General features: G+C 50.6%; 6 protein-coding genes. 4 read left to right on the top strand and 2 right to left on the bottom strand.

Annotated features, from left to right (window positions below):
* Nucleotides 1-147 precede the first annotated feature (147 nt).
* A complete protein-coding gene (locus FC99_RS12480; RefSeq protein ID WP_048734767.1) occupies nucleotides 148-1,347 on the top strand; it encodes an MFS transporter in 1,200 nt (399 codons plus the stop codon).
* Between the two features lie 397 nt (nucleotides 1,348-1,744).
* Here FC99_RS12480 and FC99_RS12470 read toward each other — a convergent pair whose 3' ends face one another.
* Nucleotides 1,745-2,140, bottom strand: coding sequence for a hypothetical protein (locus FC99_RS12470; protein WP_048734771.1), 396 nt, complete (start codon nucleotides 2,138-2,140; stop codon nucleotides 1,745-1,747).
* Nucleotides 2,141-3,207: 1,067 nt separating this feature from the next.
* Here FC99_RS12470 and FC99_RS12465 point away from each other — a divergent pair.
* From FC99_RS12465 to FC99_RS12455, 3 genes are all read left to right on the top strand, one after another.
* Nucleotides 3,208-4,068 carry an AraC family transcriptional regulator gene (locus FC99_RS12465; RefSeq protein WP_056986568.1) on the top strand — a complete coding sequence of 287 codons (861 nt, stop codon included), beginning with the start codon at nucleotides 3,208-3,210 and terminating at the stop codon, nucleotides 4,066-4,068.
* A 132-nt stretch (nucleotides 4,069-4,200) separates the two neighbouring features.
* Nucleotides 4,201-5,832: an ABC-F family ATP-binding cassette domain-containing protein gene (locus tag FC99_RS12460; protein WP_048734775.1), complete on the top strand. Its 1,632-nt coding sequence runs from the start codon at nucleotides 4,201-4,203 to the stop codon at nucleotides 5,830-5,832.
* Nucleotides 5,833-6,583: 751 nt separating this feature from the next.
* Complete coding sequence (locus FC99_RS12455; RefSeq protein WP_048734776.1) at nucleotides 6,584-6,868, top strand: type II toxin-antitoxin system RelB/DinJ family antitoxin; 285 nt, start codon at nucleotides 6,584-6,586, stop codon at nucleotides 6,866-6,868.
* Nucleotides 6,869-6,938: 70 nt separating this feature from the next.
* Here FC99_RS12455 and FC99_RS12450 read toward each other — a convergent pair whose 3' ends face one another.
* Nucleotides 6,939-7,883 (bottom strand): DMT family transporter, encoded by a 945-nt coding sequence (locus tag FC99_RS12450; RefSeq protein WP_048734777.1) that lies wholly within the window; start codon nucleotides 7,881-7,883, stop codon nucleotides 6,939-6,941.
* Nucleotides 7,884-8,089 lie beyond the last annotated feature (206 nt).

Raw genomic sequence — 8,089 nt, 5'->3', positions numbered from 1 at the left:
CGATTCAGGCCTACCTATTTTGGTGAGAAATCTTGTTGATGAATAATCCGGGTATAAATTATTGAGCATAGAATTAGACAAATGCCATTAAATATTGTTAGAATGGTAACATTGCTGTTAAAAATCTATGAGAAGGGGTGAGCCATCGTGACGAAAAAAACGAAACGGGCCATTTTTATCTTAATCTTTAGTGAATTTTTAGTGTGTTTGGGAATTAGTTTGATCATTCCGGTCATGCCATTCTTGAAAACCGAGCTGCATCTGTCAGCGACCGATATGGGGATTATGAACGCCCTGTTTGCTTTCGCCCAATTCGTGGCGTCACCCCTCATCGGGCGGCTGTCCGATAAGATTGGTCGAAAGCCGGTGCTGACCGCTGGACTGATCCTGTACATGGTCTCCGAAGTGCTCTTCGCGTTAACCAACTACCTGTGGGTCTTCGATATTTCCCGGTTGATCGGTGGACTGTCCGCCGCCATGGTCGTGCCAACCGCCATGGCCTTGGCCTCCGACATTACCACTAAGCGGCAACGGGCCAGAGTCATTGGCTGGTTGTCCGCCGCATTTAGTGGGGGCCTGATCTTAGGTCCTGGTATCGGGGGTATCTTGGCCGGTATCAGCTACAAGACGCCGTTCTGGGTTGCTGGGGCCCTGGGCTTGATTAGTGCCGTGGTCCTTATTGTTCTCTTACCGAGCGATGCCGAAGAGAACCGCATTGTGGAGGGTGAATCGGCCGAAGATGCCAAGCCAGCTGCGCATCCAATGACGCGGGCATTCTGGACGGTGCCAATTATCATCCTGTTTACCATGATTCTGGTCTCCTCATTTGGCCTGCAAGGGTTCGAAAGTATCTACAGTATCTACGTCAACGAGGTCTTCCACTTTAGTCTGAGTAACATTGCCTTGGTGCTGACCCTAAACGGATTGATTTCACTGTTCCTGCAGGTCGCCATGTTCGACACACTGGTCAGTAAGTTCGGGGAGCGGCGCGTGATTCGCATCTGTTTCTTCCTGGCGGCCGTCTGCACGATTTGGATTACGCAGGCGCACACCAAGCTGGAGGTTATGATCGCGACGTTGGTTATCTTCTCTGCGTTTGACCTCTTGCGGCCAGCGATTACAACGTTGCTGACGAAGGCTAGTGAGGCCAACCAAGGCCTGATCAACGGACTGAACATGTCATTGACCAGTGTTGGGAACATCGTCGGACCCATCATGTCCGGGATGTTGCTGGACTGGAATACCCACTACCCATACTTGGTCGTGGCTGTCTTCCTCATCGTGTCCTACCTGATGGCGTTCATGCTGAAACGACCGGATACAATGCAAAAACAATCAGTAGAATAGAAATTGTGAAATGAGTGTATAGAAAGGGCCTATGGCGGTTGTCATAGGTCTTTTCTGTACACTTCTAAAGGTTGAAAGATGAAATACCTGTCTCGTCCCGGTATCGGCAAGGATTTGCACCATTAAGATAGTGTGAACTTGCCGCACTCCGGCTGACAGGGATTCCGCCTGCTGTGGGGACGCTTCAGACTGGAAAGTCACCAGTCTTCTCGCTCGCTTTGAAGCCACGAAGATCACGTGTCTCCAAAGTCGCCCGTGCTGTAAGCTGGCTGATGAATCGCCAGCCAACACCACCTCCACGGCCGGCTACATTCCTGTCCTCCTCCGGCTCTGACTGTGCTTTACCACGATAACAGTCGAAAAAACTGCAGACTTTTTGGCTTAGCGGTCAACCTTTTCACTTATAGTGCGCGACAACGTCAGGGCTGGCCTCAAGCTTCCCAAAAACGGTGATCGACTTGAGTGTAGCGAATAGACTAGCCAAATTATTCACGCCGAGGAGGTTGAGCTTGCCCACGACGAGGAGCTTACTGCGCTCGCCGTCCTTTAGGCGTTTGAGAATGTCGGCGTCCGTAAAAGTGTAGCTCCCAATCAGCGTTTCGAGCGAATTGCTGTGGGCCGCGGGGTTCACGGTGGCCTGAATGACGGCTTGATTTTCCTCGAGTTCCTTGCGAATAGCTTCGTGGAGGAAGTCCGTGCGGGAGGTAAACGAGCCTTGTTTGACGAGCAGATCAATGTAACCGACGTCGACCGGCGAAAGATTAGCGGAAATTTTTGACTGCGACTCATTCAATACAATCAGACCCCTTTAAAATGGAATATCCTGAGCATACGACCGGCGCCCGGAAAAGTAAATGGATAATTAGGTCGCCTAGCAAACAAAAAAACAGCCAGACACGAAGTCTAGCTGCTCCCCCAAAAGCCCTCGATGGCCATGTGGTGCAGTGATAACCGGGCACGGATTCAAGCTGACCTTCTTCCCCAAAAGAAGACAGGAACCCAGGTACGACGGCAATCAAATTAGTTGGAAGTGATCGGTCATTTAGTCGATCCCCCAATCGGCTAAAACCGTTGCGGGTCAAATAAATCAAGATAGGCGACGGGTTACGGCCCCGATAGCCTAAGATTGTTGGACACACCGATAGCTTCCCCAAGTTGCGGTATGCCAACGAGGACGGGCAATAGTGGATTGATGAGTAACGAGTTAAGGGTTGAATCCTTTCGTACCCATCCGGATGTTACAAGTACATTATATCGGGGATGATGTATTTCAATAATCCAGTAATCTAATGATTGGATTACTAAATTTAACCATGTTGGTGCTAGACGTGGTATGCTATTAACAAGTAAGCAAATGAATTGGTCTATCTGATTTTTTGTAAGTGTTTGGTCGAAAAGTCGCCGACTGTTTGAAAACGCTATCAGACGGGCATTTGCGATGAGCCAAACGCGCGTGGCAATGGGACCTAGAGCCGTCATTTTGTTTGGCTGGGGTACGACCAAATGACTAGGAAAATGAGGGTTGAATTGTCGTCACGGGAGCTTTAATTGTATATGTGAGTGGATTTGGTAAGCAAGTTACTTTTTTTAACTACTTTTCCGCTAGATTGTGAGCAGTTATTAGCTGACAAATTGTCATTATCCGTTATACTTGGGCAACCTCTATCTACAAGGATAAGTAGCAAGCATCAATAAATTGGTGGATTAAATAATTGTCATATGAAGGATATGATCTGAGCCAGAGGATGGCAGGGATGTAGCCAGCCGCAGTGCGGCAAAGTTTAATCCATATTATATAGTAAGAAAAATGTATGCGTTAACAACCGTTTAGCGTAGACAAATTTACAAGGGGGAACTGATATGCCACGGCCGTATCATGAACGATTGAATTTTATGACGGAACTACCACTACGAGTGATCTCACATGGCACGGTGGGGCCGAAGATGGTCTTACCACACTGGCACCAAGCCGTCGAGCTGGCGTACGCCTTTAAGGGCCGCCCCGGGACCGTTCATATTGGGGGCTCGACCTATGAAATGGCAGAGCAGCACCTGTACGTGGTCAATTCGGAAGTGGTCCACAGCTATGAGACCTTTTTGGATGAGGACAACCAGATTGTGACGTTGCTACTGCCGGCTGCCTGGGTCCGCAACGTGGTGGCCAGCGAGCAACTCCCGGTCTGGGGACCACTGGACTTGGACCTGCACGCCGAGCCTTACCGTGAGTTGGGCGAGTTCGTTCGGACCTTAGCGACCAATGCCGTCACCGAACCCACCGAGCGGGCGGACTATCTGGCGAGTCTGGGGGCCGAGTATCAATTGGTCGGCCAACTCCTGAAAGATTTGACCGTCAATGGCCGCGTTACCAGCGACCAGTTGCCATTGCCGCATTCCTTGCGTCAAGCGGTCACAATGATTCAGGAAAACTACAGCCAACCGGTCTCCATTGCGAATATGGCGACCGAGTTAAACTATTCTAGCGTGTACTTTTCTCGCTACTTCAAGGAATACATGGGGATCTCACCCAAGGCCTATCTGGGCCAAATCCGGCTCGAACGGGCGACCCAGCTATTAATGACGTCGCAGGATTCTATCCAGAAGATTGCGTTGCGGACGGGGTTTCGTACGGAAAAAAACTTCTTTGTGACCTTTAAGCAGCATTTTCAGATGACACCGAAGACGTATCGCGAACGTTATGCGGCCCAACAGACCTGGTCGTAGCGTAAACGTTGCTTGTTCTGCTTTTTTATGTTACACTACCCTAACATGTCAACTAACGAATATAAGTAGAAGCCAACGTTGCCGTGACTAGACACGTTGGTTTTTTACGCGAAAAACAGGAGGGTATCGTTCATGTTAACCGTCAATAATGTCAGTATGCAGTTCTCCGACCGGAAGCTCTACGACGAAGTCAATCTCAAGTTCACCCCAGGAAACTGCTACGGGGTCATTGGCGCTAACGGCGCTGGGAAGTCGACGTTCCTTAAGATCATCGAGGGCAAATTAAAGCCAACGTCCGGGAATGTCTCCATGGGGCCTAACGAGCGGATGTCCAGCTTGAACCAAGATCACTTTGCCTTTGAGGACAACTTGGTCATGGACACGGTCATCCAGGGACACAAGAAGTTATACGATATCATGACCGAAAAGAACGCCATTTACATGAAGGCCGACTTTAGCGACGCAGATGGGATTCGGGCCGCTGAACTGGAAGGCGAATTTGGTGAAATGGGCGGTTGGGAAGCCGAAGCCGAAGCGAGCCAAATGTTACAAGCCCTGGGTATCGACGAATCGCTCCACCAAGTGCCAATGAGTGAATTGACCGAACCACAAAAGGTGAAAGTGCTGTTGGGCCAAGCCTTGTTTGGTCATCCCGACGTGCTACTCTTGGACGAACCGACCAACGGGTTGGACGTCCAATCCATTAGTTGGCTGGAAAACTTCTTGGCCGACTACGAAAACACCGTCATCGTGGTGTCCCATGACCGGCATTTTTTGAACCAAGTCTGCACACACATGTGCGATGTCGACTTTGGCAAGATTACGCTGTTCGTGGGGAACTACGATTTCTGGATGGAATCTAGCGAGTTGGCTGCCCAATTAAAGGCTAACGCTAACGCCAAGAAGGCCGACCAGATCAAGCAACTCCAAGAATTTGTGGCGCGATTCAGTGCTAACGCGTCGAAGTCCAAGCAGGCCACGTCGCGGAAGAAGCAATTGGAAAAAATCACGCTGGACGACATCAAGCCATCTTCACGGAAGTACCCTTTCATCAAGTTCAATCCAGAACGCGAATTGGGGAACGACTTGGTGCGTCTGGAGCACGTTTCCAAGGCTATCGATGGCGTGACGATTTTGGACGATGTCAGCATGACGTTACGGCCAGGCGAGAAGGTTGCCTTTATCAGCCGCAATGACGTGACGACCACGACTTTGATGCGGGTCATTTCCGGTGAACTCGAACCAGATAGTGGCAACGTGGTCTGGGGTCAAACGACCAGCACGACCTACCTGCCCAAGAACGTCAACGACTACTTCGCCGAAAACCAGATGACGGTGATCGACTGGTTACGTCAGTTTGCATCCAAGGAAGAAAGCGACAACACCTTCCTGCGGGGCTTCCTAGGGAAGATGCTCTTCTCTGGCGACGACGTGAACCGGGAAGTCGACGTGATGTCCGGGGGCGAAAAGGTCCGCGCGATGCTGTCCAAGATGATGTTGAGCAAGGCCAACGTGCTGTTGCTCGATGACCCAACCAACCACTTGGACTTGGAATCCATCACGGCATTGAACGACAGTCTTGTCGGGTTTACCGGCAGCATTCTCTTCACTTCACATGACCACGAATTCATTCAAACGATTGCCAACCGGATCATCGAAGTGACGCCTAAGGGTATCGTCGACCGAGCCGACACGAGCTACGACGAATTCTTGGGTCACAAAGAGGTTCAAGAACAGGTTGCGGCACTGTACGACGCTGAATAATCAATAGATAATTCGTAACGACATTGTTTTCCTTTGCCCATTGAGGCAGGGGAGAACGATGTCGTTTTTTTGTGGCTGACGGGGTTTTCCTATTGGTCTCAGCACTGCGGCGGCCAGGAATTCCGCCTGCAGTGGGGACGCTTCAGCCTGGAAAGGCACCAGTTTTTTCGCTCGCTTCGAAGCCTCGAAGTGCACGAGTCTTCAAAGCTGCCCATGGTGTAGGCTAGCAAAGGACGCCAGCCAACGCTATTATCACGGTTGGCTGCATCCCTGACCGCCTCCGGTTTCTGATTGTGTTCTACGATAACGATTGTTAAAGGCCACATACCCTCTAAATATTCTGGTCCGACTGATAACGAGTTTTACGCTCATTTTCCTGGTTGCCCTAAGATTAGAGTGTAAGCCGAGAGGTCGCCAGATATGGGCTCAGGCGCGTCGTTCTGCTTAGTCAGTGGGTGTTTTTCCCGCTGGTTTAGCAGAAGACCAACCTTGTAGACTCGGTACTTTCGAGGCTTCAAGTTGCGTCCGCACCGATCCAGCCCATATTTGGCGGCCGGCAAGGCGAAGATAACACTAGGTTGCCACGACTAAACAAGTCTCCAAAGTTTGGCCCTAATTGCCATTTGGACGGGAAAAGATTTAACGTCTTAATTGCCGGAATGCCTAAAACGATAAGGGTTGTCTTGCCCTATGAGGCCATGCTATGGTTGGGTTGCAGGTGAAGGATAGGGTTTGATGAAGGAGACTAATCATGAAAAATGAAAATGATTCAGCTAATCAATCGGAGCACCTAGACATTACCATTGACGCGGACCTCAAACGAGATGTGACCGCGGTTTACCAACAGTACGGGATGAGCCTGACCACGGCGATCCATTTATTTCTCCAGCAGTCGGTGACCGACCACGATTTACCGTTTGACCTCGAACTCAGTAAGGAACAATTACAGGCCGAACTCGCTCGCGAGAAGGCGACCGGCGATACCGAGTCATTGGCAGCGGTCGAGGCGCTGTGGCAGGACTGGAAGGAACTTTAAATTTAGGTGAAATGAAAGGCAATCCGCGAACCGAGGAAAGTTGGTTTGCGGGTTGCCTTTTTGGCGTTAGTTAGAACAAACGAATCAAAACAACGCCGCCAACCAATAAGAATAGTCCCAGAAACTGAACGGGGACAACCGGTTTACGGTTAGCTCCCAGCAAGCCAAATTGGTCGACCAACAGGCCACCAGCAATCTGACCTAGCAGTGCAAAGACTACGGTTTGACCGGTACCTAGAATCGGAGCGAGATAGGCGGTTCCCAGAACAAAAATACCGCCTAAGGCACCACCAATCCAGATCCACCAGGGCTTGCCGTGGCCGGTAGCATGACGAATGGCGCTGAAACTGCGGTGCACGAGAAGTACGATTATGAATAGGCAGAGCGTGCCGACGAAAAAAGAAATGAAGGCGGCGTGGACCGCAGAATTTAGCGCGAGTCCCAGGCGGCCGTTAATAGTTGTTTGAATGGCGCCAAGTGCGCCGGCGAGAACCCCCAATAAACGCCAGGGCCAGGGATTACCCTGGGTGAGGGTGGGACTGCTAGTGGGTGCCGCGTGCCGTTGAATGATCTCGGGGAGCGCAACGGTCACGGTGATCCCAATCAGGGCAATCAGTAGGCCTAGCAGTCGAATGGGCGTCAACGCTTGTTGTGGAGAGTGAAACCAACCAAAGTTGTCAATGATGACGCCCATGATGACCTGACCCAAAATCGGCATGATGGCCGTCTGAATTGCGCCGATGTGTGGAAAGAGCAGGATATTGGTGGTCAAAAAGATGACACCCAGCAGACCACCGATCCAGATCCACCATGGCTGCGTGGCAAGTAGATGTTGGGAAACGCCCAGTGGCTGATGGCTGAGCAAGAGGATGGCTGCTAAAAAGAGTGTGCCCACGGTAAACGAAACAAACGATGCCTGGTAGGGGGACCCAATAAAGCCCCGTAGCCGCGAGTTGATGGCGGTTTGAAAGGATATAATGATTCCGATAGTGACGGCAAAGGCGATAGACGCCATGGATGAGACCTCCTTGGTGGGTGTGTTGTGGTGAATGACTAAGACTATCATAGCGACACAAAGGCGACTAAATCAAGTTGACGAGTCAGGATTCGATTTTGGGTTTAACCTAGTCACAAGTTCAGGGTACAGAAAAGGAGCGGCTAACCACGGCTATACTCCTACTTAGGTAGACAAGCAAATAATCAAAGCTTGTTTACTTAGGG

It is taken from the genome of Levilactobacillus koreensis JCM 16448, from assembly GCF_001435525.1.
GTDB classification, from domain to species: domain Bacteria; phylum Bacillota; class Bacilli; order Lactobacillales; family Lactobacillaceae; genus Levilactobacillus; species Levilactobacillus koreensis.
The sequence above is the reverse complement of the archived record's forward strand: the minus strand, read 5'-3'. Positions and strand labels throughout refer to the sequence as shown.

Coding starts and splice junctions, on each gene's coding strand:
- FC99_RS12460 (WP_048734775.1), top strand. CDS start 4,201: ATGTTAACCGTCAATAATGTCAGTATGCAGTTCTCCGACCGGAAGCTC.
- FC99_RS12465 (WP_056986568.1), top strand. CDS start 3,208: ATGCCACGGCCGTATCATGAACGATTGAATTTTATGACGGAACTACCA.
- FC99_RS12455 (WP_048734776.1), top strand. CDS start 6,584: ATGAAAAATGAAAATGATTCAGCTAATCAATCGGAGCACCTAGACATT.
- FC99_RS12450 (WP_048734777.1), bottom strand. CDS start 7,883: ATGGCGTCTATCGCCTTTGCCGTCACTATCGGAATCATTATATCCTTT.